Source organism: Methylobacterium sp. WSM2598, assembly GCF_000379105.1.
Classification (GTDB): domain Bacteria; phylum Pseudomonadota; class Alphaproteobacteria; order Rhizobiales; family Beijerinckiaceae; genus Methylobacterium.
The window spans coordinates 179,495-204,528 of record NZ_KB900609.1 but is presented as its reverse complement, the minus strand read 5'-3'; the positions used below and the strand labels follow the sequence as shown (position 1 = coordinate 204,528).

Here is a 25,034-nt window from a genome sequence, read left to right as displayed (position 1 = left end):
CTAGCGGAAGTCGGTCGGGTCGAGCCCGTGCCGGGCGAGCTTGTCGTAGAGCGTCTTGCGCGGGAGGCCGAGCGCCTCGGCGGCGAGGCGCACGTCGCCCCGGGCCATGATCAGCTCGTCGCGGATGCGCCCGCGCTCGAAGCGGTCGACCTCCTCGGCGAGGCTGAGCGGGCGCGCGGGCGCGCGCTCCTCCGGCGCCGCCGGGCCGAGGCCGAGCGCGCAGCGCTCCGCGAAATGGCCGAGTTCGCGCACGTTGCCGGGCCAGGCGTGACGGTTCAGCATCTCGCGGATCGCCGGGGTGAGCGCCGGGACCGGCCTGTTGAAGCGGGCGGCGGCGCGAGAGAGGAAGTGCTCGAAGAGCAGCGCCACGTCCTCGCGGCGCTCGCGCAGGGGCGGGATCGTCACCGTGACCACGTTGAGCCGGTAGTAGAGGTCGTCCCGGAAGGTGCCCTGCGCGGCGGCCTGGCCGAGATCGACCTTGGTGGCGGCCACGACCCGCAGGTCGACCGCCCGCACCTCGTTGGTGCCGAGGGGCTCGACCGCGCGCTCCTGCAGCACCCGCAGCAGCTTCACCTGCAGCCCGAGGGGCATGCTCTCGATCTCGTCGAGGAACAGCGTGCCGCCGCTCGCGTGCTCGATGCGCCCGACCCGCCGCTTCGCCGCCCCGGTGAAGGCGCCGGCCTCGTGGCCGAACAGCTCGCTCTCCACCACGCTGTCGGGCAGCGCCCCGCAATTCATCGCCACGAACTGGCCGCGCCGCCGCCGGCCCCAGCGGTGCAGCGCGCTCGCCACCACCTCCTTGCCGGAGCCGGTCTCGCCGAGGATCAGCACGTCGACATCGGCCTCGGCCACGTCGCGGACGAAGCGGCGCAGCCGAACGATCTCGGGCGAGATGCCGAGGAAGGCCGGATCCTCCGCCACCGCCGCGTCGAGCCGCTCGCGCAGGGTCCGGTTCTCGACCACGAGGCGGCGGCGCTCCAGGGCCCGGCGCACCGAGCCGATCAGCTGCTCGGCCGGGTAGGGCTTGGCGAGGAAGTCGTAGGCGCCCTCCCGCATGGCCCGCACCGCCATGGTGATGTCGCCGTGGCCGGTGATCAGGATCACCGGCAGGTCGGGATCGGCCTCGGCCACGGCGCGGAACAGGCCGAGCCCGTCGAGGCCCGGCAGGCGCACGTCGGTCACCACGACGCCGGGCGGGTCGGCGAGGATCGCCCGCAGGGCCGGCTCGGCCGCCGGGAAGGCCTCGACGGCGAGCCCGTCGAGTTCGAGGCTCTGCCGGTTCGCCCGGCGCACGTCCTCCTCGTCGTCGACGAAGACGATCCGGTCGGATCCGCCGCTCATGCCGCCTCCGCCACCTCTGCGCGGGCGAGGTCGACGCGGAACAGCGCGCCCCCCGCCTCGCTCCGCGCGGCCGCGAGCGTGCCGCCGCATTCCTCGACGATGCCGCGGGCGATCGCGAGGCCGAGCCCGAGCCCCTGCGGCTTGGTGGTGAAGAAGGGATCGAACACCCGGCCCGCCTCGCCCTCCGGCAGGCCGGGGCCGTTGTCGGACACCTCCAGCACGGCGCGCGGGCCGGACGCGGCGCAGCGCACGCTCACCCGCGGATCGGGGCGGCCCGCCACGGCGTCGAGGGCGTTCTGGATCAGGTTCACCACCACCTGCTCCAGCCGCGCCTCGTCGCCGAGGACGATCAGGTCCGGCCCGCCGGCCTCCACCGCGAGGGCGACGCCGCGCTCGGCCGCCTGGCTCGCGACGATCTCGACCGCCTGGGCCAGCACCCGCGCGAGCCGCACCGGCTCGCGCCGGCCCGAGGCGCGCCGGGCGAAGCCCTTGAGCTGGCGCGTCAGGCCGGCGATCCGCTCGGTCAGCCGGCCGATGGCGGAGAAATTCTCGGCCGCCTCCCCGGCCCGGCCGCGGCCGATCAGGATCGCGGCGTTGTCCGCGTAGGAGCGGATCGCCGCGAGCGGCTGGTTGATCTCGTGCGCCATGCTGGCGGCGAACTGGCCGAGGGCGGCGAGCCGCGCCGCGTGGGCGAGGTCGCGCCCGAGGCGCTCGCGCTCCGCCTCGGCGCGCTGGCGCTCCGCCATCTCCTCCCGCAGCTGCGCGTTCGCCTCGCTCAGCGCGCGGGTGCGCTCGGCCACCGCCGCCTCCAGCTCCGCCCGGCGGGCCGCCTCCTCGGCGAGGCGGGCCCGCACGCGCTGGCGGCGCTGGCGCAGGAGGACGAGGCCGAGGCAGGACGCCGCCGCCACCAGCCCGGCCAGCACCTGGGCCTGGAGCCGCTCGCGCCTCACCGCCGCCCCGACCGGGGTGAGGGTGTGGAGCCGCCAGCGCGTCCCCGGGACGGGCGCGTCGACCGGCAGGACGAGCCGCGCCGGCGCGGCCCCGCCCGCCACCCGCAGGAGCCCGTCCTCCGGACCCGGATGGAAGGGCAGCGGCGAGAGCGGCGCATCGCCGAATTCGAGCCCCTCGCGGATCCGCCGCCGCTCCTCCTCGGAGATCGGGCCGAGGGTGCGGAAGCGCCGGGCGGGGTCGCTCGCCACCAGGACGATGCCGCGGGGATCGGTGACGAAGACCTCGGCGCCCCCGCCGCGCCACCCCGCCTCGACCGCCTCGAACTCGACCTTGACCACGACCACCCCGCCGCCGCCCGCGACGCGCCGCGACAGGAACAGGCCGGGCCGGCCGCTCACCGTGCCGAGGGCGAATTGCGCGCCCGACCCGGCCGCCAGCGCCTCGCGGAAATACGGGCGGAACGTGTAGTCGTTGCCCACGAAGCTGGTGGGCGTGCCGGCGTTGCTCGCCGCCACCGTGAGCCCGTCCGCCCGCACCACGTAGATCGCGGCCGCGCCCGTCGCCTCGGCGATCCCGGCGAGCCGGCCGCTGACCTGGGCGGTCAGCCCGGGCGGCGCGGCGCGGGCGAGGCTCGCGGCAATCTCCGGATCCGCCGCCAGCGCGAGCGGCAGGGAGGATTGCTTCTGGAGTTCCGCCCGCAGCGCCGCCACGTGGAGGGTCAGCCCGGCCTCGGCGGCGCGGCGCAGATCCGCCAGGGCGGCCCGCTCCGCCGCGTGGCCGCCGAGCCAGGCGGCGAGACCGACGGCCAGGAGGGCCGCCGCCCAGAGCAGGACCCGGCCGGGCTGTCCGGAATCCCGCAAGGCGGCCGGCCCCGCCGTGCGGCCGGCCGGAACGGGGCCGTTCGCGGGTTCGCCCGGCATCGGAAATTTCCTCCCATTCACAACATCTTAACGAAAAACTCGACGCTCCGCCCCGTTGGCACGCCGGTTGCCATCCGGTCTCCCGATCGCGGCCTGCGGGATGAGCAGGCTGCACGCCGCAAGGTCAAGAGCAAGAGCCGCGCGGCGCGCCGGATCCACCGTCGCGCCGGCCGGCCCCCCGCAACCCAACCACCGGGAGAACGCCGCATGGCCGTCACCGTCCCCAGCCCCCTGACCGCGCCGCACGACCCGCCCGCGCGCAGGCCCTTCTACCGCACCCTCTACTTCCAGGTGCTCGTCGCGGTCGCGATCGGCATCCTGCTCGGTCATTTCTATCCCCAGCTCGGGGCCGAGATGAAGCCGCTCGGCGACGCCTTCATCAAGCTCGTTAAGATGATCATCGCGCCGGTGATCTTCCTCACCGTCGTCTCCGGCATCGCCGGCATGACCAACCTGGAGAAGGTCGGCCGGGTCGGGGCCAAGGCCCTGATCTACTTCCTCACCTTCTCGACGCTGGCGCTGCTCGTCGGCCTCGTGGTGGCGAACGTGCTGCAGCCCGGCCACGGCCTGCACATCGACCCGAAATCCCTCGATCCCAAGGCCGTCGCCACCTACGCGGGCAAGGCCAAGGAGCAGAGCATCGTCGACTTCCTGATGAACATCATCCCGTCGACGGCGGTGGGCGCCTTCGCGGGCGGCGAGATCCTGCAGGTCCTGTTCTTCTCCGTGCTGTTCGGCTTCGGCCTCGCCTTCATGGGCGAGCGCGGCAAGCCGGTCCTCGACATCATCAAGACCACCTCCGAGGCGATCTTCGGCGTCGTCCACATCATCATGAAGGTGGCCCCGCTCGGCGCCTTCGGGGCGATGGCCTTCACCATCGGCAAGTACGGCGTCGCGTCGCTGGCCAACCTCGCCTACCTGGTCTTCGCCTTCTACCTGACCTCGGCGATCTTCGTCCTGGGGGTGCTGGGGGCGGTGGCCCGCTACAACGGGTTCTCGGTGGTCCGGCTGGTGCGCTACATCAAGGAGGAACTCCTCCTGGTGCTCGGCACCTCCTCGTCCGAATCGGCCCTGCCCTCGCTGCTCGACAAGATGGAGCGGGCGGGCTGCTCGCGCCCGGTCGTCGGCCTCGTGGTGCCGACCGGCTACTCCTTCAACCTCGACGGCACGAACATCTACATGACGATGGCGGCCCTGTTCATCGCCCATGCGACGGACACCCCGCTCTCGCTCGGCGAGCAGGCCCTGCTGCTGCTCGTGGCGATGCTGTCCTCGAAGGGCGCGGCGGGCGTGACGGGGTCGGGCTTCATCACCCTGGCGGCGACGCTCGCGGTGGTGCCCTCGGTGCCGGTGGTCGGCATGGCGCTGATCCTCGGGATCGACCGCTTCATGTCCGAGTGCCGGGCGCTCACCAACTTCATCGGCAACGCGGTGGCCTGCATCGTGGTCGCGCGCTGGGAGGGGGAGCTCGACGAGACGCGCCTCGCCGCGGCCCTCGCCGGCACGCCGATGCCCCTCGCCGAGGAGATGCCGGCCCTGCTCCAGCCGGCGGAATAGGCGGCGTCTGCGCCCCCGCGCGGCCTCCCCCCGGGGAGGTCGTCGCGCGGGGGCCGCCCCGGGAGGAGCCTGCCGCCCGGGCCCTACCCGACCGGCCAGGCGAAGAAGCCGCGGCCCTCCTTCTCCAGGTGCCGGTTGAGCACCATCCGGTGCACCTCGTCGGCCCCGTCCACCAGCCGCGCCTGCCGCGCGTAGCGGTAGATCCACTCCAGCACCGTGTCCTTCGAGTAGCCGCGCGCGCCGTTGATCTGGATCCCGACATCCGCCGCCCGGTGCAGCAGGTTGGCGACCTGGATCTTGGCCATCGAGATCTCCTTGCGGGCGAAGCGCCCCTGATCGAGCTCCCAGGCCGCCCGCATCACCAGCAGCCGCCCGATCTCGATGTCCATGGCGAGCCCGCCCAGCATCAGCTGCACGCTCTCGCGCTCGGCCAGCCGCACCCCGAACCCCTCGCGCTCGGCCGCGTAGGCCCGCGCGATCTCCACGCAGCGCATCGCCAGGCCGAGCCAGCGCATGCAATGGGTCAGCCGCGCCGGGCCGAGCCGCACCTGCGTCACCTTCAGGCCCTGGCCCTCCCCGAGCAGCACGTCCTCGGGCGCGACCTCGAGGCCGTCGAAGGCGAGCTCGCAATGGCCGCCGTGCTCCTCGGGCCCCATGATCTCGATCCGGCGCAGGATCTCCCAGCCCGGCTGGTCGCGGTGGAACAGGAAGGCGGTGAGCCCGTAGCGCGGGTCGTCCGAGGTGCGGGCGATCAGGATGAAGTGCGCCGCCTCCGCGGCTCCGGTGATGTACCACTTGCGCCCAAAGATGCGGTAGCGCCCGTCCGGGAGCCGCTCGGCGCGGGTGCGGATCATGGACGGGTCCGAGCCGCCGCCCGGATGGGGCTCGGTCATGGCGAAGGCGGAGCGCACGCTCCCGGCCACGATCGGGTCGAGCCAGCGCCGCTTCTGCTCCGGGGTGGCGAGGGCCTCCAGCACCATCATGTTGCCGTCGTCGGGGGCGGCCGAGTTGAACACGGCGGGGCCGAAGATCGAGCGGTTCATCTCGGTGTAGCAGGCGGCCATGCCGACCTTGCCGAGCCCCTGGCCGCCGGTCTCGCGCCGCAGCTGGAGGCACCACAGCCCGGCCGCCTTCGCCCGGGCGCGCAGGTCCTCCAGCAGGTCGAGGCGGATGTTCTCGTGCGGGTCGTAGTTCGCCCGATCAGCCTCGACCGGCAGGATCTCCCGCTCCACGAAGGCGGCCACGCGGGCCCTGTAATCCTCGACTTCCGGGGACAGCGTGAAATCCATGGCAGACCTCGCCTCGGTTCCAGGAGCATTTCGAACGGATCTCGGGCGGCCGGCAACTTCTCGCGGCCGCCGACGTCAACCATCGTCCAATTGATCGGGCCGCCCGGCCGCAACGCGGCGGCAATCTTGTCGCTTTGCCGTCTCCGATGCTGAGGCCGCGGGAATCTGCGGCCAGGATTCACCTGTGTACATGGCGGAACGGAGCCCCGCTCCTAGTGTTTCCCACCAGGAGCGAGCGCTCCGGCCGGCGCCTCTGGCTTGTCCTGCTGCCAGCACTCGCCAGAGGACCCGGCCTCCGCCCCGCTCAGGCGATCGGGCCGGTGTGCTTCTCGAGCAGCGCCCACGCCTCCGGGCCGAACTTGCCCTTCCACTCCTTGTAGAACCCGGCCGCCTGCAGCTTGGCCTGGAACGCCTTGGTGTCCACGTCGTGGAAGGTCAGGCCCTTGGCCGCGAGGTCCTTCTCGGTCGAGACGTTGCGGCGCGCCGTCTCCTCGCGCTGCGCCACCGCCTGGGTGTTGAAGTGCTTGGCGATCACGCCGCGCACGTCCTCCGGCAGGCCGCGCCAGACCTTGCCGTTGGCGAGCAGCCAGAAGCCGTCCCACATGTGGTTCGTCTTCGAGAGGTGCTTCTGCACCTCGTAGAGCTTGGCCGCGTCGATCAGCGCGAGCGGGTTCTCCTGGCCCTCCGCGATCTTGGTCTGCAGGGCCGAGTAGACCTCCGCGAAGTTGATGGTCATCGGCGCCGCGTCGAAGGCCTTGAACATCGAGGTCCAGAGCGGGCTCGGCGGGACCCGGATCTTGAAGCCCTTGAAGTCGTCCGGCGTCAGGATCGGCTTGGTGGAGGAGGTGGTCTGGCGGAAGCCGTTCTCCCAGATGCGGTCGAAGGCGTAGAGGCCCGACTTGCCGATCAGCTCGCGGACATGGGCGCCGAGATCGCCGTCGATGGCCGGCCACAGCTTGTCGTAGGACGACCACGCGAAGCCGATGCCGCTGATCGCCGCGCCGGGCACCAGGGTCGCCAGGATCAGCGGCGAGAGGCTGAAGAACTCGAGCGCTCCCGAGCGCAGCTGGCTCAGCATGTCGGTGTCGCCGCCGAGCTGGTTGTTCGGGAAGACCTTGATGTCGACCTTGCCGCCGGTCTCCTCGCGGATCCCGTCCGCGGCCTTCTGCATGTAGATGGTGAGCGGATGGCTGACCGGGCTGTTGTTGGCGACCTTGAGGTTGAAGTCGGCGGCCTGCGCGCGGCTGATCCGCATCACGGCCGGGGCCGCGACGGCGCCCGCGAGGGAAAGCTGGAGCGCGCGGCGGCGCGAGATCGAAGTCATGGCGTCCTCTCCTGGGCCGCAGCCGGGCCCGCGCGGCCCGGCCGGGCCACTTTCTTGATTGGGCGGCCCCGTCCGGCCGGACGGGCCCGCGGCGCGCTTAAAGCACGTTTCGCACGCCTGGGCATCAGGCCGCGGCGGGAACACGCCCCGCCGTGCGGGGATGGTCCGGCGGAGCCGGAGACGACGCCATGATCAGCACCCGCCTGCACGCCGCCATCGACTACACGGTCCCGGCCCTCGTGACGCTGCTCGCGGCGGGCCCGGGCCGCAGCCCCGCCGCCCGGCGCCTGATGCGGGCCGTCTCGGGCTGGAACTACGCCTACTCGCTCTGCACGAGCTACGAGGGCGGACTCGTGCGGGCGATCCCGATGCGCGGGCACCTCGCCCTCGACACGGCCGGCGCCCTCGCCTACCTGGGCAGCGCGGCGCTCGGCGACCGCCTGCCCGCCCGCGACCGCCTGCTCCTGGCGGGGATCGGGGCGGCGCAGCTCGCGGTGATCGGGCTCAGCAACCGCGGCGGCGCAAGGTCCACACCAGCCAACCGGCAGTAGAAGAAGCGCGAGGGCCGGTCGCGTCGCGCGCCGGCGACGGGTTCGGGACCGAGCGGAGGAAGCGGCGCCATGGGCGGCAGGACGCAGTTTCGGGTCGGCATCGCGGCGCTCGCCCTGGCGGCGGGTTTGGTCCCGGCGGCGGCCGGATCCTTCGAGTTCGTGCCGGCCCCGCAGGCCGACCTCAACCGCGTCTACCGGGTCGACAAGGTCACGGGCGAGGTGACCTCCTGCCAGTACGGCCTGCAGGAGAACACGATCGGCACCACCCTGTGCTTCGGCCCGGGCGAGGGCGCGGGGCCGCAGGCCCCGTCCGAGTACGGGCTCGTGGCCTCGCGGCACCTGCGCGAGGCGGGCGTGTTCCGGGTCAACCACCGCACCGGCGCCATGAGCATCTGCTACGTCCTCGACGAGGCCGTGGTCTGCACGCCCCAGGCGGCGGCGGGCGGCGAGGCGGCACCGAGGGGCAACGTGGCGACGGCGCAGCCCGCCCGGCCCTGAGCGGCGCCGGACGGGACTCTTCCCGGGCGGCAGCGCCGCGTGCTAGGGCCAGCGCGCCCGGGCGGCCAGCCCGGGTGAGCCAGCCGAGAGCCGCGCCGATGCCGTCCGCACGCCCCTCCCCCCGTCCCGCCGGAGGCCCGGCGTGAGCGCCGCCCTCAAGCGCGCGGCCGCCGCCAGGGCGCTCGACCTCGTCGCGGACGGGATGCGCCTCGGCCTCGGCACCGGCTCCACCGCGGCCGAATTCGTCGAGCTGCTGGGCGCGCGGGTGCGGGCCGGGCTCTCGGTCGTCGGGGTGCCGACCTCGGAGGCCACGCAGCGGGCCGCGCAGGCGGCGGGCATCCCCCTCACCACCCTCGACGAGACGCCCGAACTCGACCTGACCATCGACGGCGCCGACGAGATCGACGGGGCGCGCCGCCTCATCAAGGGCGGCGGCGGCGCGCTGCTGCGCGAGAAGATCGTGGCGGCGGCGAGCCGGCGCATGGTCGTGATCGCGGATGCGGGCAAGCGGGTCGAGACGCTCGGGCGCTTCCCGCTGCCGGTCGAGGTGGTCCCCTTCGGCCTCGCCGCCACGCGGCGCGCCGTGGAGGGCGCCCTCGGCCGCGCCGGCTGCGCGGGCGAGGTCGCGCTGCGCCGGGCCGCGGACGGCGCGCCCTTCGTCACCGACGGCGCCCACCTGATCCTCGACGCGCATCTCGGCCGCATCCCGGATCCCGAGGCCCTGGCCGCCGCGCTCGCGGCCGTCCCCGGCGTGGTCGAGCACGGCCTGTTCCTCGGCCTGTGCAGCGGCGCCATCCTGGCCGCCGATGAGGCGGGCGAGGTGCGCCTCCTGACCCTCGGCACCCTCTGAGCGCCCCCGGGCCCGCGACCTCGCGGCCCGCCCCCGATCCTCCTCCGCGCCGCAATCGCCCCCGAAACCGGCGCGCCTCACATCGGAGCCTCCCCATGCCCCTGCATCCCGCGCCCGCCCTGGCGGGCCTCCTCGTCGCGCTCCTGGCGACCGCGCCCCTGGCGACCGCACCCGCCGCAGCCCAGAAGGCGGCGCCGGCCGCCCCCGCCGCGCCGGCCCCCGCCGCGCCCAATCCGGCGATCTCGCCGAGCCACTTCGCCCTCGCCAAGGAGGTGATGCTGAGTTCCGGCATCGCCCGCTCGTTCGACTCGATCGTCCCGGTCTTCAGCGAGCAGATCAAACAGGCGGCGGTCACCCGGCCCGAACTGACCAAGGATCTCGACGACGTCCTCGCCAAGCTGCAGCCCGAGATGGAGCTGCAGAAGCAGCGGATGATCGACACCGCCTCGCGCATCTACGCCGAGAAGCTGAGCGAGGCGGAGCTGCGCGACATCGCCGCCTTCTTCCGCTCGCCCGCGGGCAAGCGCTACGTCGAGACCCAGCCCCAGGTCCTCGACGACATGGTGCAGGCGATGCAGGCCTGGACGCAGGAAGTCTCCGAATACGTGATGGTCCGGGTGCGCGCCGAGATGGGCAAGCGCGGCCATCAGATGCAGTGATCCCTTGACCGCCGCCCTGACGCGCAACCGGGGCGCCGCCCGGTCCGACATCGCGCAGCGCCTCTCCGGCGCCGGAGCCCTGCTCCTCGTCGCCCTGCCGCCCGCCATGGCGGCCGCGAACCGGTCGAGCCCCCTGGTCGTGGGGGCGGCCGCGCTCGCGCTCCTGGCCGGGGCCCTGCTGGCGGAGGGCGGCCGCGCCGTGGGGGCGCGGCTCGCCGCGCCCCTCGCGACGCCGCTCGGGCGGGTCGCCCTCGCCTTCCTGGCCTGGTCCGCCCTCAGCCTCGCCTGGAGCCCGGTGCCGGCGACCTCGCTGCGCATGGCGGGGGAGTTCGGCCCGACCCTGCTCGCCGCCTACCTGGTCGCGACCCTGGCGCCGCCCCACCTCGCGCCGCTCGCCCGGCCGGCCGCCCTCGTGCTCCTCGCCACCTGCCTCGCCGTCGAGGCGGACCTCGTCAGCAACGTGGCCCTGCGGCGGCTCCTGCACGAGCGGGCCTTCGACTACGTCTACAACCGGCCGCTCGAACTCGCCGTGCTGCTCGCGGTGCCGGTGGCCGCGCTCACCGCCCGGGCCGGGCGCCCGCTCCTGGCGCTCGCGGCCCCGGCCGCCGCGGCGCTCGCCGCGTGGTACTCGGCGAGCGGCGCCTCCGCCCTCGCGGCGCTCGCGGCGGCCGGGGCCTACGCGGCCGCGCGGCTCCTGCCGCGTCGCGCGGTGCTGGCCCTCGCCGGGGCGGGGCTCGCGGGCGCGGTCGCCCTGGCCCCGCTCGAAGGGGACATCCTCGCGGCCCTGTTCCCGCCCAAGCTCCACGAGCGCATGGCGGCGAGCAACACGCGCGAGCGCGTGGTGATTGCCCAGAGCTTCGGGGCGGCGGTGGCGCAGGATCCCTGGCGCGGGGCCGGCTTCGGCACGAGCGCGCGGTTCGACCGGCTCCCCGTGGCGGAGCGCCTCGATCCCGAGATGCGGCCGATGCTGACGGCCGGCCACCCGCACAACAGCTTCCTGCAGGTCTGGGCCGAGCTCGGCCTCGTCGGCGCGGCGCTCGCCGCCGCGGCGCTGCTCCTGACCCTGCGCGCCCTCGCGGCCTGGCCGGACCGGGCCCGCGTGGCGGCGCTCGCGGCGCTCGCGGGGGCGGCCTCGATCGCCTTCGTCGGCCACGGGGCGTGGCAGGGCTGGTGGATCGCCGGGCTCGGCGCCCTCGCGGCGTGGCTGCGCGCGCTCAGCGCCGCGCCGCGGGTCTGACGGCACCCGGCCGCTCCCCGCGGCCGGGCGGCTCTGCTTATATGCCGCTCGGGTCCCGGCAGGGCCGGGCCGGCGTCAGGGAGATCGGCGATGAGCAGCGGGACCGGCGGTGAGGGCTTCGACGTCGACCTCTTCGTGATCGGGGGCGGCTCCGGCGGGGTGCGCGCGGCGCGGATCGCGGCGGGCTACGGGGCCCGGGTGATGCTCGCCGAGGAGTACCGTGTCGGCGGCACCTGCGTCATCCGCGGCTGCGTGCCGAAAAAGCTGATGGTCTACGCGAGCCGCTTCGCGGACGAGTTCGAGGACGCGGCCGGCTTCGGCTGGACCGTCGAGGCGCCGCGCTTCGACTGGGCGACGCTCAAGCGCCACCGGGACGCCGAGGTGACGCGGCTCGAGGGCATCTACGCCACGAACCTGATGCGGGCGGGCGTCGAGGTCGTGGCCGAGCGGGCGGTGATCGAGGGCCCGCACGCGGTGCGGCTGCTGCGGTCCGGCCGCAGCGTGCGCGCCCGGATCATCCTGGTGGCGGTCGGCGCCCACCCGGTGAAGGAGCCGCCGATCCCGGGGGCGGAGCTCGGCATCACCTCGAACGAGATCTTCGAGTTGGAGGAGCAGCCGCGCCGCATCCTGGTGGTCGGCGGCGGCTACATCGCGGTGGAATTCGCGGGCGTCTTCGCGGGGCTCGGCAGCCGCACCACCCTGCTCCATCGGGGCGACAAGCTGCTGCGCGGCTTCGACGACGAGATCCGGCAGGCCCTCGGCGAGGCCTATGCGCGGCGGATGGACCTGCGGCTCAACCGCACCATCGGGCGGCTGGACCGGGAGCCCGACGGGATCCGGGCCTCGCTCGACGACGGGTCGAGCCTGGTGGTCGATCAGGTGCTGGTGGCGACGGGCCGCCGCCCGAACGTGCAGGGTCTCGGCCTGGAGACGGTCGGGATCGGCCTCGACCGGGCGGGCGCGATCCCGGTCGACCGCTTCTCGCAGACCGGGGTGCCGTCGATCTACGCGGTCGGCGACGTGACGAACCGGGCCGCCCTGACGCCGATCGCGATCCGGGAGGGCCACGCCTTCGCCGACACGGTGTTCGGCGGCAAGCCCTGGGCGGTGGACCACGGCCTGATCCCGACCGCCGTCTTCTCCACGCCCGAGATCGGGGTGATCGGCCACAACGAGGACGTGGCGCGCGGCCTCTACGGCGAGGTCGACGTCTACGAGGCGCGGTTCCGGCCGATGAAGGCGACGCTGTCGGGGCGCGAGGAGCGCGTCCTGATGAAGCTGGTGGTGGCGCGGGACGGCGACCGGGTGGTCGGGGTGCACGTGCTCGGCCACGACGCGGGCGAGATCATCCAGGCGGCGGCGATCGCCGTGACGATGGGCGCGACCAAGGCGGATTTCGACCGCACGATCGCGGTCCACCCGACCGCGGGCGAGGAACTCGTCACCCTGCGCACGCCCGCGGCGATCAAGCGGCCGGTGGGAGTGGGGTAGCGGGCGGCGCGACGGGCCGGTCAACCCCTCGGGCCCCACCGCGACGACCATCGCGGCCTGCGCGCCGCCCCGTCAGGCCGGGTCGAACCGGATCGGCTGCGCGCCCTTGTAGAGCGTCATCCGGCCGAGATCGTAGACGTGCTCGAGGCCGGTCGTGACGGTGAGGAAGTGGTTGCCGGCGAGCTGGCCGACCTTGCTGGCGAAGTGCACGCCGCCATAGGCCAGCAGGATCTCGGTCTCGCTGATCCCGCCCGGATACAGGATCATCTGGCCCGGGGCCGGGTAGCTGGTGTGGTTCTCGTAGCCGACGCCGAAATCGAGGTCGCCGAGCGGCATCCACACGCCCTCGCCGCTCCAGCGGACATGCACGATCTCGCTCACGAAGGGCAGCGCCTTGACGAAGGCCGCGCAGGTGTTGGGCGCCTTCTCCAGTTCGAGCCGGCCGACGAGGTCGTAGGGCCCCGCCTTGATCTTGAGTTCCTGCACGGTTGAGTCTCCTCGGGATGGGGATGATGGTGCGCCGCCTCAGGCCGGGCGGCCGACGGGAGCAGGATCCGAGCCAGCCCGCATCGCCCGGATCTCCTCCGGCGGCGCGATCTCCTCCGGCGTCGCGCAGAGGCGCAGGCGGCGCATCCGGGCGCCGAGGCGCGGCGAGGCGGTCAGCACCGCGAGCGGCACGGCGAGCAGGGGCCCGAGCAGGAGCGGCGCGAGCCAGGGCAGCAGGCCGGGCGCGACGAGGCCGACGGCGAGGCCGAGGCCGGCACCGATCAGCACCACGTCGGCGAGGCCGCGGATGGCGGCGCCGAGCGTCACCCCGGCCGCGTCGCGGCGCTGCCGCCCCCAGACCGGCCGGCGCCCGAGCAGCAGCCGGACCACCACGACGCTGAGCCGCAGCATTGCGATCCCGTAGAGCAGGAAGGAGAACAGCGTCTCCGCCAGGATGCCGGCCAGGAAGGGCAGGAGGCCGCCGTGCCGGGCGGTGTCGCGCCGCGCCAGGACCTCCGCGTAGCCCGCCGCCTTGGGCGCGACCGAGAGGGCGAGCCAGGCGAGGTACAGGGCCGCCGCGAGCCCGGCCGGCGTCTCCCGCGGCAGGTCGAGGAGCCGCCAGGGCAGCAGGAGCAGGACCAGCAGCGTCGCCGGGGCGCCGCAGAACATCAGGATCGCCCAGAGCAGCTGGACGCGGCTCACCGCGAGCAGGCCGGGCAGCCGCAGCAGGCGCACGTATTGCAGGTTGCCCTGGCACCAGCGCGCGTCGCGGGCGAGGTGGTCGAGGAGGGTGGGCGGATTCTCCTCGAAGCTGCCGGTCTCCAGGGGCAGCAGCCGCACCTCGTAGCCCGCCCGCCGCATCAGCACGGCCTCGACCTGGTCGTGCGACAGGATCGGCCCGCCGAACCGGCCCGGGCGGAGGACCGGCAGCCGGCAGGCGGCCGCGAAGGGGGCGATGCGCAGGAGGGCGTTGTGGCCCCAGAACGGCCCGCACTCCCCGCTCCACCACGCCATGGCGAGGCTGTAGGGCCGCATGCCGTGGCGCATGCCGAACTGGAACAGGCGCGTGAAGGGGCTCTCGGCGGGCGCCCCGACCACGAGGCCCTGCAGGATCCCGATCCGCGGATGCGCCTGCACGATGCGCACGAGAAGCAGGATGGCCTCGCCGGTCATCAGGCTGTCGGCGTCGAGGGGCAGCATCAGCTCCTCCTCGGCCCGGGCGCAGAAGTCCTGCAGGTTGCCGGCCTTGAAGCCGGCATTCTCGGCCCGGCGCCGGTAGTGCAGCCGCGCCGCCTCCGCGGGCGGCAGCGCGGCGCGCCACGCGGCGAGGCAGGCTTCCTCGCGCGCCGCGATCGCGGGATCGTCGGTGTCGCTGAGCACGTGGAAGCCGAACCAGGCCCCGTGGCCGGTGCGCGCGAGGCTCTCCTGCACGACGCGCAGGCGCGCGAGGGCGCGCTCGGGCTCCTCGTTGCGCAGGGTCATCACCACCGCGGTGCGCAGCCGCGGCGGCTCGGGCCGCTCGCCCGCGGCCGCGAAGGGGGCCGCCGCCGCGAGCCCGGCCGGCCCGGCGCGCAGCAGCCAGAGCCCGATCAGCGCGTGCCAGAAGCCCAGCACCGTCCAGGGCAGCGCCACGAGGCACAGGGCCAGGAGGGCGAGGTCGAGGGCGTCGAGGCCCCCCGCCCCGAGCACCGCGACGAGGCCGGCAGCGAAGCCCGCGCAGGTGACGAGCGCGGCCGCGAGGAGGAGAAGGCGCCGCCGGCGCAGGGTGCCGGAGGCTTGCGGCCCCGCCAGCGTCGTGAGAGGAGCGGAGCCGCCGGGGGGACCCTCGGCCAGGACCGGGGAGTCAGGGTGCCGCATCGGTCGCAATCCGGCGCAGGCGACGAGGGGATCGGACCGGTCTCGGCGCGGGCGCTGTGGTACACCGCGCCCGGTCGGGCGGAGCTGCGACGCCAGACATTGCCCCCTCTCAGCCCCGGCGAGGTCCGGGTTCGCACGGTGTGGACGGCGCTCAGCCGCGGCACCGAGCGCCTCGTCTACGAGGGGCGGGTGCCGGAGCGCGTCCGCGCGCGGATGCGCGCCCCCGCCCAAGAGGGCGATTTCCCGTTTCCGGTCAAGTACGGCTACTGCGCGGTCGGGCGGGTCATGCCGGACGGCCCTGTGGTGTTCGCGCTGCAGCCTCACCAGGAGGCCTTCGCGAGCCGCCCCGAATCCCTGGTGCCGCTGCCGCCGGACCTGCCGCCCCGGCGCGCGCTGCTGGCCGCCAACATGGAGACGGCGCTGAACGGTCTGTGGGATTCGGGGGCGGGGCCGGGCGACCGCGTCGCGGTGGTGGGCGGCGGGCTGGTGGGGCTGCTCGCGGCCCATCTGGCGGCGGGGCTGCCGGGGGCCGAGGTCACGCTGATCGACCGCGACCCGGCGCGCGCCGGCCTCGCGCGGCATCTCGGCCTCCCCTTCCGCCTCCCGGCCGAGGCGCCGGGCGAGGCCGACGTGGTGATCCACGCCAGCGCCGCGGCGGAGGGCCTCGCCCTCGCCCTCGACCTCGCGGGCGAGGAGGCCTGCGTGACCGAACTCAGCTGGTACGGCGACGGCGAGGTCGCGGTCCCCCTCGGCGCGGCCTTCCACCCGCGCCGCCTGCGGCTGGTGTCGAGCCAGGTCGGGCAGGTGCCGGCCGCCCGCCGCCCGCGCTGGGACCGCCGCCGCCGCCTGCTGAAAGCCCTCGACCTCCTGCGCGACCCGCGCCTCGACGCGCTGATCACCGAGGAGGTCGCCTTCGAGGCCCTGCCGGCCGCCCTGCCCCGGCTGCTCGCCCGCGACGCCCCGGGCGTCTGCACCGCCATCCGCTACCAACCCGCCGAGATCGCCTGATGTACGCCGTCGAAGTCCGCGACCACGTGATGATCGCCCACAGCTTCCTGGGCGAGCTGTTCGGGCCCGCCCAGGCGCTGCACGGGGCGACCTTCGTGGTCGACGTGGCCTTCTTCCGCGAGGCCCTGAGCCCGGACGGGGTCGTGGTCGATATCGGCCGGGCGGGCGAGGCCCTGCGGCGGATCCTGGCGCCGCTCAACTACCGCAACCTCGACGACCTGCCCGCCTTCGCGGGCCGCAACACGACGACCGAGTTCCTGGCCGGCCACATCCACGCCGCCATGGCCGCGGCGGTGCGGGCCGGGGAGGTCGGGCCCGGCGCCGAGGGGGTCGCGCGCCTGCGCGTGACGCTCCACGAATCGCACGTCGCCCGGGCCTGGTTCGAAGGACCGCTCGCGCCGTGAGCGACGCCTTCCTCGCCGTCCCGGGCGACCTCGCCGCGCCGACCGGGGGCTACGCCTATGCGCGCCGCCTGCTCGCGGCGCTCCCGGGCCAGGGGCTGCGCGCGTCGCACCTCGCCCTGCCGGGCGGGTTCCCGATGCCCACGGACGAGGATCTCGCGGCGACGCGGGCGGCCTTCGCCGCCCTGCCGCCCGGCCCTCCCCTGATGGTCGACGGCCTCGCCTACGGGGCGCTTCCCGCCGAGGCGATCCGGGCGGCCGGCGACCGGCCCCTCGTCGCCCTCGTGCACCACCCGCTCTGCCTGGAGGAGGGCCTGTCCGACGAGGCGGCGGCCCGGCTGCGCGCGCGCGAGCGCGCCGCCCTCGGGCTCGCGCACCGCGTGGTCACGACGAGCGGCACGACGCGCGACCTGCTGGTGCGCGACTTCGGGGTGGCGCCGGGGCGAATCACCGTGGCGGAGCCCGGCACCGATCCCGCGCCCCCCAATCCGGTCCGGCCCGGCCCGGCGGTCTCGCTCCTCGCGGTCGGGACCCTGATCCCGCGCAAGGGTTACGCGGTGCTGATCGAGGCGCTGGCGCCCCTGCGCGGCCTCGACTGGAGGCTCGCCGTCGCGGGCGCCCTCGACCGCGACCCCGCCTGCGCCGCGGCGGTGCGGGAGGCCGCGACGGCGGCGGGCCTGGGCGGGAGGGTGCGCTTCCTCGGGGCGGTCGACCCCGTCCGGCTCGACCGGCTCTACGCGCAGGCCGACCTCCTCGTCTCGCCCTCCCTGTTCGAGGGCTACGGGATGGCCCTGGCCGAGGGGCTCGCCCGCGGCCTGCCGATCATCGCCACCACGGGGGGCGCCGCCGCCGCGACCGTGCCGGACGCGGCCGGGCTCAAGGTGCCGCCGGGCGACGCGCCGGCCCTGCGCGAGGCCCTGCGCGGCCTGGTCACCGATCCCGACCGCCGCCGCGCGGCGGCCTGCGCCTCCCGGGCGGCCGGCCTCGCCCTGCCGCGCTGGGAGGACACTGCCGCGCGGGTCGCGTCCTGCTTGAGGGAGGCCGGGAGATGAGCGGGTTCAGCCCCGCATGGCTGGCCCTGCGCGAGCCCGCCGACCACGCCGCCCGGGATCGCGACCTCGCCGCGGCGCTCGGGCGGGCGATGGCGGCGCGCGGCGAGAGCGTGCGCGTCCTCGATCTCGGCTGCGGCACCGGCTCGAACCTGCGCGCGCTCGCGGGGCTGCTGCCGGCCCGCCAGGACTGGCTCCTCGTCGACCACGATCCCGCGCTCCTCGGCGCCGCCCGGGCGGCCCTGATCGCCTTCGCGGACCGGGCGGAGGCGCGGGGCGACGACCTCCTCCTCTCCGTGGCCGGGCGGGCGCTCAGCGTCGCGTTCCGCCGCGCGGACCTCGCGGACGGCCTCGTCCCGCTCCTCGCCCCGGCGGCGCCGCCCGACCTCGTGACCGCGGCCGCCCTGTTCGACCTCGTCTCCGAACCCTGGATCGCGGCGGCTTCGGACGCGGTGGCGCGGGCGGGCGCCCTGTTCTACACCGCGCTCACCTTCGACGGCGCCGAAAGCTGGACCCCGCCCCATCCGGACGACGCGGCGATCCACGCCGCCTTCCTGGCCCATCAGGACCGGGACAAGGGGTTCGGCCCCGCCGCGGGACCGCGGGCGACGCGGGCGCTGGAGGCCGCCTTCCTGGCCCGCGGCTACGCGGTCGCGCAGGCCGAGAGCCCGTGGCGGGTCGGCGCCGGCCCCCTGCAGGACGCGCTCGCCGCCGGCAAGGCGGCGGCGGCGACGGAGACCGGGCTCGTCCCGGCCGAGCGGGTGGCCGCGTGGCGCGCCGCCCGGGCCGGCCGCGCGGGCGAGGCGGTGATCGGACATCGCGACCTGCTCGCCCTGCCGCCCGGGTGAGCAGCGCGCGCCGCGCCGAGCCGCCTCAGCGCGGCGCGCGGGCCGCGAAATCCTGCTCGAATTCCTGCAGCTCGGTGGGGTTGAGGTCGGAGACGGCCCAGAAGGTCAGCCCGGCCTGCGACCAGTGCAGCAGGCCGTAGCCCTCCCGCGCGCTGCCGGCGGACCAGCCGCCGCTGCCCGGCCAGACGAACAGGTTGATGACGTGCCCGCGCCGCCGGTAGACCAGCGCCGCCACGACCCGGCCGCCGACATAGTCGAGGCGCCCGCCGACCAGGTCGAAGCCGCGATCCGACAGGTCGACGACCGGCGGCGCGAAGTCGAGCCTGCCGGAGAACCACGGCTTCACGGTGTGCTGGTCGCTGGACGGGACGTCCGTGAGGTGGTTCGCGAGGAGCGAGCGGACATGGCCGGAGACGAGGTCGTCGCGCAGGGCCCCGTTCCGGTCGAGGCCGAGCGGCAGGAATGCGACCGCGAGGCTCGCCGCCAGGGCCAGGGCGGCCGGGGCGAGCAGCCGGCGCAGCGGCCGCGCCGGGGACCGGGCGGCCTCCTCCGCGTCGAGGGCCGCCGCCACGCGCCGCCGCAAGGCCGCCGGGGCGGAATGGCGCACCCCGTCGCGGCGGCGCAGGTCGCGCTCCTCCCGCAATCGCCCGTACGCCGCGCGGCAGGCCGGGCAGGACTCGAGATGCGCCTCCAGCCCGAGCGCGTGGGCGGCGTCGAGCTCCCCGTCGAGGAGCCCGTGGAGCAGCAGCGCGCGGTCGCGGCAGGGATCGGGACGGGGCGCGCTCATGGCGTTTCGTGCTCCTTGGGGACGGGCGGGGATTCCTCCCCGAAGCGGCGGCGCCAGGCGGCGCCGAACAGGGCCCGCGCCCGGGCGAGGCGCGACATCACCGTGCCGACCGGCACGCCCGTCACCGCCGCGACGTCGCGGTAGGACAGATCCTCCAGCTCGCGCAGGACGAGCGTCTCCCGGAACGGCTCCGGCAGGGCCGCCACCAGGGCGCGCACGGCGGCGATCTCGTCGCCCCGGGCGAGGGACGCCTCGGGCGTCTCGGCCTCCCGGTCCCAGGGGTCCTCGGGGCCGCCCTCCTCCGCCGCGCCGGCGGCCGCCCGGGGGCGCGCCGCCGCCCAGCTCCGGGCGCAGTTGCGGACGATGGCGAGGAGCCACGCCCGGGCGTCGCCGCCCCGGAAGCCGTCGAAGCCGCGGAAGGCCCGCAGCATCGCCTCCTGCACGATGTCCTCGGCCGCATCCGCGTCCCGGGCGAGGAAGCGCGCGAGGCTGTAGGCCGCGTCGAGATGCGGCAGCACGGTCGCGTCGAAGAGAGCCCTCGCCCGGGTCATCGGCGCTCACCGGGCGGCGAGCGCGGGCCGGGCGGGAGCCGGCACCTCGACGGGGATCCGCGCCGGCAGCGCCGCCAGCCCCATCAGCAGGCCGGCGAAGAGCGCGAGGCCGGCCACCGGGTCGCGCCAGGAGCAGGCGTGATCCTGCGGATCATAGGGCATCGCGCGACCTCCCGGGCCGGAGCCGGATCCGGGCCCTCATGGCGGGGATCTTCATGGCGAGGCCTCCGCGGAGGCCCGGATCTCGATCACGCCCACCATATGCGGATGCAGGGCGCAGAAGTACCGGACTTGCCCCGGGCGCTCGAAGCGGGCCGCGAAGCGCTCGTCCGTGTCGAGGGCGGGCGAGTGGAAGGAGCCATCCTCCGCCGCCACGACGTGGGGGATGTCGTCCGCGTTGGTCCAGGTCACCACGCTGCCGGGCGCCACGACCAGCAGGGCGGGCGAGAACACGAAGTTCTCGATGCGCACGGAGGCGGCGGCCGCCCGGGCGGGGCCGAGGGCGGCGAGGAGCGGGAGCGCCAGGACGGCGCGGCGGGACGGCGCCGGGAGGGAGGTCGGCATCGCGCGCTCCTCAGGCGGTCAGCGGCGCGTCGAGGATGGCGAGCGGGCCCGCCCCCGGCACGAAGGAGACGCTGGCGATGCCGAGGTGGCGGCGCAGCTCGCCCGGCGGCAGCCTCATCGGCCCCGGCGAGGGCGCGGCGCCGGGTGCGGGCTGCGGGAAGGCCGTCGAGCGCGCGGTGTGGAAGGCGACCGTCCCCTCGACCTTCTGCATGACCTGGTGGATGTGCCCGTTCAGCACGGTCACCGAGCCGAAGCGGCGCAGCAGCGCGAGCGCCCGCGCGCCGTCCTCGGTGCCCCAACCCCACTCGGGATAGACGCTCCAGAGCGGGATATGGGCGAAGACCACGATCGGGGTCGAGGAGGACAATCCGGCGAGGTCGGCTTCGAGCCAGGCGAGCTGCTCGGCCCCGAGCGTGCCGAGCCCGCCCGCCCTGAGGTCGACCACGTTGACGAGGCCGACGAAGTGGAGGCCGCCCTGGTCGAAGCTGAACCAGCCGGCACCCCGCGTCCCCCGCCCGTAGCGCGCCAGATAGGCGCGGCCTCGCCCCTCATCGAGGATGTCGTGCTCGCCGGGCACGAAGACGAGCGGCAGGCCGGTCTCGCGCAGGATCTGGTCCGCGTCGTCGAACTCCCCCTCCCGCGACAGGTGGCTGATGTCGCCGGTGTGCAGGATGAAGGCCGGCTTCTCCGGCAGGGCGCGGATCCGCGCCACGGCCTCGCGCAGGGTCAGGCGCGCGTCGGGATTGGCCGCCTTGTCGAAGCCGACATGGCTGTCACTGATCTGCAGGAAGCGCAGGCCTCCCTCCGGCTCCGCGGCGCGCGCCGCACCGAGGCCGACCGCCCGCGGCAGGCCGCCGCCCGCGCTCCAGAGAAGGCCGGTCCCGGCCCAGGTCATGCACTCCAGGAAGCCGCGCCGGTCGATGCCGTCCGCGTCCCGTCCCGCCTCGCCACGCCCGCCGTTCCGCGCCATGGTGACCTCCTCGCGGGGCATCCTCGCGCCCCACCCGTCCAGACCCGGGCCGGCGCGGATTTATTCCCGGCGCCTCGCGGAAGCTGGACGGATTCTTGCCTCGGCGGCTTCCTGCGGCCAGGGCAGCGCGGGAGGGGACGGGAGAGCAGATGGACCTCAACACGATCACCGCCCATCTGACGCCGCGCGGGCGGGAGGATCTGGCCGCGTGGCGGCCGGGCGACGCGTGGCTCGCGGGCGGGACCTGGCTGTTCTCCGAGCCGCAGCCCGGCGTGACGCGGCTCATCGACCTCGCGCGGCTCGGCTGGCCGCCCCTCGAGATCGACGCGGAGGGCATGCGGATCGGCGCGACCTGCACCATCGCGCGCCTCGACCGTGCGGAATGCCCCGCCGCCTGGATCGCGGCGCCGCTGATCGGCCAATGCTGCCGGGCGCTGCTCGGCTCCTTCAAGATCTGGACCATGGCCACGGTCGGCGGCAACCTCTGCATGGCCCTGCCGGCCGGCCCGATGATCGCGCTCACCGCCGCCCTCGACGGCACCTGCCTGATCTGGCAGCGCGACGGCGGCGAGCGGTGGCTGCGCGTGACCGAGTTCGTGCGCGGCCCGCAGGAGACCGCCCTGCAGCCCGGCGAGGTGCTGCGCCGGATCGACCTGCCGGCCGAGGCGCTGCGGCGGCGCGCCGCCTTCCGGCGGATCTCGCTCAGCCCGAACGGGCGCTCGGGCGCGCTGCTGATCGGCACGCGGGACGCGGCGGGCGCCCTGGCCCTGACCGTCACGGCCTCGACCCGCCGCCCGGTGCGGATCGCCTTCCCGGCCCTGCCCGCTGCCGGCGCGCTGGCGGCGGCGCTCGCCGACGCGATCCCGCCGGGCCTCACCCACGACGACGTCCACGGCGCGCCGGAATGGCGCCGGCAGGTCACCCTCCTCCTCGCCGAGGAGATCCGGCAGGAGCTCGACGGAGACGCGCGCGGATGATGCTGACGGTCAACGGCCTCTCCCAGGAGGCGGCGCCGCGCCCCGGCCAGTGCCTGCGCACCCTGCTGCGCGACCTCGGCTGGTTCGGCGTGAAGAAGGGCTGCGACGCCGGCGATTGCGGCGCCTGCACGGTCCATCTCGACGGGGAGCCGGTGCATAGCTGCCTCGTCCCGGCCCTGCGGGCGGAGGGGCGCGCCGTCACGACGATCGAGGGCCTGTCCGGCCCCTGCGGGCCCGATGCGGCGGTGCCCGACCGGCTGCACCCGGTCCAGGAGGCCTTCCTGGCCGCGCAGGGCTTCCAGTGCGGCTTCTGCACGCCCGGCATGGTGATGACCGCCGCCGCCCTCGACCAGGGCCAGCGGCGCGACCTCGGCGCCGCCCTTAAGGGCAATCTCTGCCGCTGCACCGGCTACCGGGCGATCGCGGACGCGATCGCCGGGATCGCGGACGCGATCGCCGGGATCGCCGACGCGAGCGCCGGCAGCGCGGACGCGAGCGCGGACAGCGCCGTGGCCGAGGGCGACGGGGCGGGGGGTGATCCCTGCGGCCGCAGCCTGCCCGCCCCGGCCGGGCCGGCGGTGGTGAGCGGGCGGGCGCGCTACACGTTCGACCTCGCGGTCGAGGGGTTGCTCCACCTCAAGGTGCTGCGCTCGCCCCACGCCCACGCGGAGATCCTGCAGGTCGACCGCGCCGCCGCCCTCGCGGTGCCGGGGGTGGTGGCGGTATTCACCCACGAGGACGTGCCGGCATCCCGCTACTCGACCGGGCGCCACGAGGATCCGCGCGACGACGCGCCCGACACCCTGATGCTCGACCGGATCGTGCGCTTCGTCGGGCAGCGGGTCGCCGCGGTGGTGGCGGAGAGCGAGGCGGCGGCCGAGGCGGGTGTGGCCGCCCTCGTCGTGACCTACGCGCCGCGCCCGGCCCTGCTCGATGCCGAGCGGGCCCTCGATCCGGACGCGCCGCGCGTCCACGATCCGGGGCCGCCCGGCGCCGACGCCCCGCCGCTCCACCCTCATCCGAACCTCGCGGCCGAGGTGCACGGACAGGTCGGCGACGTCGAGGCCGGCTTCGCCGAGGCCGACCTGGTGATCGAGGGCACGTACCGCTCGCAGCGCATCCAGCACGCCCACCTGGAGACGCACGGGGCGCTGGGCTGGCGCGACGAGGCGGGCCGCCTCGTCCTTCGCACCAGCAGCCAGGTGCCCTTCCTGACCCGCGACGCCCTCGCGGCGCTGCTGGGCCTCGACCGGGCGCAGGTGCGGGTGCTGTGCGGGCGGGTCGGCGGCGGCTTCGGCGGCAAGCAGGAGATGCTGACCGAGGACTTGGTGGCCCTGGCGGTGCTGCGCCTCGGGCGGCCGGTGAAGTGGGAATTCACGCGCAGCGAGCAGTTCACCGGGGCGACGACCCGCCACCCGATGCGGGTCCGCGTCAAGCTCGGCGCGCGGCGCGACGGCACGCTCACCGCCATCGCCCTCGACGTGCTCGCCGAGACCGGCGCCTACGCCAACCACGCGGGCGGCGTGCTCCACCACGGCTGCAACGAGGTGATCGGCGTCTATCGCTGCCCGAACAAGCGGGTGGACGGCGTCTCGGTCTACACCCACACGGTGCCGGCGGGGGCCTTCCGGGGCTACGGCCTGAGCCAGACCATCTTCGCGGTCGAATCGGCGATGGACGACCTCGCGCGCGGCCTCGGCCTCGACCCCTACCTCCTGCGCCGCCGCAACGCGGTGCGACCGGGCGATCCCCTGGTCTCGACCAGCCTGGAGCCCCACGACGTCGCCTACGGCTCCTACGGGCTCGACCAATGCCTCGACCGCGCCGAGGCGGCGATGCGGGAGCCCGGCGGCGAGGCCCCGCCCGGGCCCGGCTGGCGCGTCGGCGAGGGCATGGCGATGGCGATGATCGACACGATCCCGCCCCGCGGGCACCGCGCCGAGGCCCGCCTCTCGCTCACCGGGGCGGGCACCTACGCGCTCGCGGTCGGCACCGCCGAGTTCGGCAATGGCACCGCGACGGTGCACGGGCAGATCGCCGCCTCGGTGCTCGGGACGCGGCCGGGGCGGGTGCGCCTGCACGCCTCCGACACCGACGCGGTCGGCCACGACACCGGCGCCTACGGCAGCACCGGCACGGTGGTGGCCGGGCAGGCGACGTTGCGGGCGGCGGAGGACCTGGCGCGGGCGATCCGCGCCGCGGCGGCGGCCCGCACCGGCACGGACCCGGCGGCGTGCCGGCTCGCGGGCGAGGCGGTCGAGACCCCGGCCGGCCCGGTGCCGCTCGCGGATCTCGCGCCGCTCGACGCGGTCGGGCGCGCGGATGGCAGCCCGCGCTCCGTGGCCTTCAACGTGCAGGCTTTCCGGGTCGCCGTGCATCCGGGGACCGGCGAGGTGCGGATCCTGCGCAGCCTGCACGCGGCGGATGCGGGCCGGGTCATCAACCCGATGCAGTGCCGCGGCCAGATCGAGGGCGGCGTGGCGCAGGCGCTCGGCGCGGCGCTCTACGAGGAGGTGCGCCTCGACGGCGCGGGCCGCGTGGAGACCCAGAGCTTCCGCAGCTACCATATCCCGGCCTTCGCGGACGTGCCGCGCACCGAGGTCCTCTTCGCCGACACCTACGACCGGATCGGTCCGCTCGGCGCGAAATCGATGAGCGAGAGCCCGTTCAACCCGGTGGCGGCGGCGCTCGGCAACGCCATCCGCGACGCGACCGGCGCCCGGCTCACCGAGACTCCCTTCGCGCCGGACCGGATCTACCGGGCGGTCGCGGCGGCGCGCACCTGCGGGTCCTGACCCTGCTGCGCCGGCGCCTCAGGGTGAATGTGTCGTACGACATCCGGCGGATTGCGTCGCCATGCGGATGTCG

General features: G+C 75.3%; 23 protein-coding genes and 1 pseudogene. 13 read left to right on the top strand and 11 right to left on the bottom strand.

What is annotated here, in order from left to right:
• Both MET2598_RS0101015 and MET2598_RS0101010 read right to left on the bottom strand, forming a co-directional pair.
• Positions 1-1,341 carry a sigma-54-dependent transcriptional regulator gene (locus MET2598_RS0101015; protein WP_018259569.1) on the bottom strand — a complete coding sequence of 447 codons (1,341 nt, stop codon included), beginning with the start codon at positions 1,339-1,341 and terminating at the stop codon, positions 1-3.
• A complete protein-coding gene (locus MET2598_RS0101010) occupies positions 1,338-3,212 on the bottom strand; it encodes an ATP-binding protein (RefSeq protein WP_012334488.1) in 1,875 nt (624 codons plus the stop codon). The genes MET2598_RS0101015 and MET2598_RS0101010 overlap by 4 nt, the downstream gene beginning before the upstream one ends.
• A gap of 207 nt (positions 3,213-3,419) precedes the next feature.
• Between MET2598_RS0101010 and MET2598_RS0101005 the strand changes: the two genes are divergently transcribed.
• Positions 3,420-4,769, top strand: a complete 1,350-nt coding sequence (locus MET2598_RS0101005; protein ID WP_018259568.1) for a dicarboxylate/amino acid:cation symporter — start codon at positions 3,420-3,422, stop codon at positions 4,767-4,769.
• A gap of 83 nt (positions 4,770-4,852) precedes the next feature.
• On the opposite strand, the gene MET2598_RS0101000 is transcribed toward MET2598_RS0101005, so the two are convergent.
• Both MET2598_RS0101000 and MET2598_RS0100995 read right to left on the bottom strand, forming a co-directional pair.
• The gene (locus tag MET2598_RS0101000; RefSeq protein ID WP_018259567.1) at positions 4,853-6,058 is read right to left on the bottom strand and encodes an acyl-CoA dehydrogenase family protein; all 1,206 of its coding nucleotides are present in this window, start codon (positions 6,056-6,058) and stop codon (positions 4,853-4,855) included.
• Positions 6,059-6,362: 304 nt separating this feature from the next.
• The gene (locus tag MET2598_RS0100995; protein ID WP_012334491.1) at positions 6,363-7,382 is read right to left on the bottom strand and encodes a TRAP transporter substrate-binding protein; all 1,020 of its coding nucleotides are present in this window, start codon (positions 7,380-7,382) and stop codon (positions 6,363-6,365) included.
• Between the two features lie 188 nt (positions 7,383-7,570).
• On the opposite strand from MET2598_RS0100995, the gene MET2598_RS0100990 reads away from it, so the two are divergent.
• The 6 genes from MET2598_RS0100990 to gor all read left to right on the top strand — a co-directional run bounded on the left by MET2598_RS0100990 (position 7,571) and on the right by gor (position 12,668).
• A complete protein-coding gene (locus MET2598_RS0100990; RefSeq protein ID WP_018259566.1) occupies positions 7,571-7,933 on the top strand; it encodes a hypothetical protein in 363 nt (120 codons plus the stop codon).
• Between the two features lie 69 nt (positions 7,934-8,002).
• Positions 8,003-8,431 (top strand): hypothetical protein, encoded by a 429-nt coding sequence (locus MET2598_RS0100985; RefSeq protein WP_018259565.1) that lies wholly within the window; start codon positions 8,003-8,005, stop codon positions 8,429-8,431.
• A gap of 142 nt (positions 8,432-8,573) precedes the next feature.
• On the top strand, positions 8,574-9,281 hold the full coding sequence (rpiA, locus tag MET2598_RS0100980; protein WP_018259564.1) for a ribose-5-phosphate isomerase RpiA: 708 nt from the start codon (positions 8,574-8,576) through the stop codon (positions 9,279-9,281).
• A gap of 95 nt (positions 9,282-9,376) precedes the next feature.
• A complete protein-coding gene (locus MET2598_RS0100975) occupies positions 9,377-9,940 on the top strand; it encodes a DUF2059 domain-containing protein (protein WP_018259563.1) in 564 nt (187 codons plus the stop codon).
• A 4-nt stretch (positions 9,941-9,944) separates the two neighbouring features.
• Positions 9,945-11,177: an O-antigen ligase family protein gene (locus MET2598_RS0100970; RefSeq protein ID WP_018259562.1), complete on the top strand. Its 1,233-nt coding sequence runs from the start codon at positions 9,945-9,947 to the stop codon at positions 11,175-11,177.
• A gap of 90 nt (positions 11,178-11,267) precedes the next feature.
• On the top strand, positions 11,268-12,668 hold the full coding sequence (gene gor / locus MET2598_RS0100965) for a glutathione-disulfide reductase (protein WP_012334497.1): 1,401 nt from the start codon (positions 11,268-11,270) through the stop codon (positions 12,666-12,668).
• Positions 12,669-12,740: 72 nt separating this feature from the next.
• Here gor and MET2598_RS0100960 read toward each other — a convergent pair whose 3' ends face one another.
• Positions 12,741-13,154, bottom strand: coding sequence for a DUF3830 family protein (locus tag MET2598_RS0100960; protein ID WP_012334498.1), 414 nt, complete (start codon positions 13,152-13,154; stop codon positions 12,741-12,743).
• 39 nt (positions 13,155-13,193) lie between these two features.
• Entirely contained in the window at positions 13,194-15,011 is a 1,818-nt protein-coding gene (mdoH, locus tag MET2598_RS0100955) for a glucans biosynthesis glucosyltransferase MdoH (RefSeq protein ID WP_018259561.1), read from the bottom strand.
• A gap of 138 nt (positions 15,012-15,149) precedes the next feature.
• On the opposite strand from mdoH, the gene MET2598_RS0100950 reads away from it, so the two are divergent.
• The 4 genes from MET2598_RS0100950 to MET2598_RS0100935 are packed head-to-tail and all read left to right on the top strand — an operon-like array spanning position 15,150 to position 18,317.
• A complete protein-coding gene (locus MET2598_RS0100950; RefSeq protein ID WP_018259560.1) occupies positions 15,150-16,019 on the top strand; it encodes an NAD(P)-binding protein in 870 nt (289 codons plus the stop codon).
• Entirely contained in the window at positions 16,019-16,423 is a 405-nt protein-coding gene (locus tag MET2598_RS0100945; protein ID WP_018259559.1) for a 6-pyruvoyl trahydropterin synthase family protein, read from the top strand. Before MET2598_RS0100950 ends, MET2598_RS0100945 begins: the two co-directional genes overlap by 1 nt.
• The gene (locus MET2598_RS0100940) at positions 16,420-17,472 is read left to right on the top strand and encodes a glycosyltransferase family 4 protein (RefSeq protein WP_018259558.1); all 1,053 of its coding nucleotides are present in this window, start codon (positions 16,420-16,422) and stop codon (positions 17,470-17,472) included. The genes MET2598_RS0100945 and MET2598_RS0100940 overlap by 4 nt, the downstream gene beginning before the upstream one ends.
• The gene (locus tag MET2598_RS0100935; RefSeq protein ID WP_018259557.1) at positions 17,469-18,317 is read left to right on the top strand and encodes a class I SAM-dependent methyltransferase; all 849 of its coding nucleotides are present in this window, start codon (positions 17,469-17,471) and stop codon (positions 18,315-18,317) included. Before MET2598_RS0100940 ends, MET2598_RS0100935 begins: the two co-directional genes overlap by 4 nt.
• Positions 18,318-18,342: 25 nt before the next feature.
• Here the strand turns inward: MET2598_RS0100935 and MET2598_RS0100930 are convergent, their stop codons facing one another.
• The 5 genes and pseudogenes from MET2598_RS0100930 to MET2598_RS0100910 form a co-directional block, all read right to left on the bottom strand.
• The gene (locus MET2598_RS0100930; protein ID WP_012334504.1) at positions 18,343-19,104 is read right to left on the bottom strand and encodes an anti-sigma factor family protein; all 762 of its coding nucleotides are present in this window, start codon (positions 19,102-19,104) and stop codon (positions 18,343-18,345) included.
• A pseudogene (locus MET2598_RS0100925) lies at positions 19,101-19,619 on the bottom strand (sigma-70 family RNA polymerase sigma factor); the annotation flags it as partial. The gene MET2598_RS0100930 and the pseudogene MET2598_RS0100925, both read right to left, overlap by 4 nt.
• Before the next feature lie 42 nt (positions 19,620-19,661).
• A complete protein-coding gene (locus tag MET2598_RS41975) occupies positions 19,662-19,817 on the bottom strand; it encodes a hypothetical protein (protein WP_018259555.1) in 156 nt (51 codons plus the stop codon).
• Between the two features lie 51 nt (positions 19,818-19,868).
• A complete protein-coding gene (locus MET2598_RS0100915; RefSeq protein ID WP_012334507.1) occupies positions 19,869-20,219 on the bottom strand; it encodes a cupredoxin domain-containing protein in 351 nt (116 codons plus the stop codon).
• A 10-nt stretch (positions 20,220-20,229) separates the two neighbouring features.
• Positions 20,230-21,189, bottom strand: coding sequence for a metallophosphoesterase family protein (locus MET2598_RS0100910; protein ID WP_018259554.1), 960 nt, complete (start codon positions 21,187-21,189; stop codon positions 20,230-20,232).
• 149 nt (positions 21,190-21,338) lie between these two features.
• Here MET2598_RS0100910 and MET2598_RS0100905 point away from each other — a divergent pair, with 149 nt between their 5' ends.
• The gene (locus MET2598_RS0100905) at positions 21,339-22,166 is read left to right on the top strand and encodes an FAD binding domain-containing protein (protein WP_018259553.1); all 828 of its coding nucleotides are present in this window, start codon (positions 21,339-21,341) and stop codon (positions 22,164-22,166) included.
• Entirely contained in the window at positions 22,163-24,961 is a 2,799-nt protein-coding gene (locus tag MET2598_RS0100900; protein ID WP_018259552.1) for a molybdopterin-dependent oxidoreductase, read from the top strand. Before MET2598_RS0100905 ends, MET2598_RS0100900 begins: the two co-directional genes overlap by 4 nt.
• Positions 24,962-25,034 lie beyond the last annotated feature (73 nt).